The following is a 633-nucleotide window of genomic DNA, read 5'->3' as shown; positions in this document are numbered from 1 at the left end:
GTTCCTGCATGAGGCAGGCATCGAGGTCGAACTTTTCGAGCGGGCCGACGACATCCGCGAACTTGGCGTCGGCATCAACATGCTGCCTCACGCTGTCAAGGCGCTGGCCGGGCTTGGGCTGATGCCGGCGCTCGACGCGGAGGGGGTGAGGACACGCGAGCTTGTCTACACCAACCGCTTCGGCCAGATCGTATGGCAGGAATTGCGGGGCATCGATGCCGGCTATGAGGTTCCGCAAATCAGCATTCATCGCGGCAGGCTGCTGGGGCTGATTCACCGGGCCGTGGTGAACAGGCTTGGCGGCGACGTCATCAGCACGGCAAGCCGTGTCGATGCCTTCGAGCAGAACGAGGGCGAGGTCGTGGCGCATTTCCGCCGGCATGACGGCTCGCGCGGCGAGGCCCATGGCGACCTGCTCATAGGCGCCGACGGGATTCATTCCGCCGTCAGGGCCGTGCTCTATCCCGAAGAAGGGCCGCCGATCTGGAACGGCACGATGCTGTGGCGCGGCGCCACGCCGTGGCCGGTCTGGCGCGACGGGCGCACCATGGCGGTTGCCGGCGGCAATTTCGCCAAGTTCGTCTATTATCCGATCGAGCCGGATCGCGAAGAGACCAGGCTGACGAACTGGGC

Annotated in this window: 1 protein-coding gene; it reads left to right on the top strand. The window is 65.6% G+C overall.

Features of this window, described 5'->3' with window-relative positions:
• The coding region (locus EN994_RS34300; RefSeq protein WP_206530580.1) for an FAD-dependent monooxygenase at nucleotides 1–633 on the top strand (633 nt) is incomplete at both ends.

It is taken from the genome of Mesorhizobium sp. M7A.F.Ca.CA.002.09.1.1, from assembly GCF_003998555.1.
Taxonomy (GTDB): Bacteria; Pseudomonadota; Alphaproteobacteria; order Rhizobiales; family Rhizobiaceae; genus Mesorhizobium; species Mesorhizobium ciceri.
Note: the sequence above shows the minus strand (reverse complement) of the source record. Positions and strands in the feature narration are given on the sequence as shown.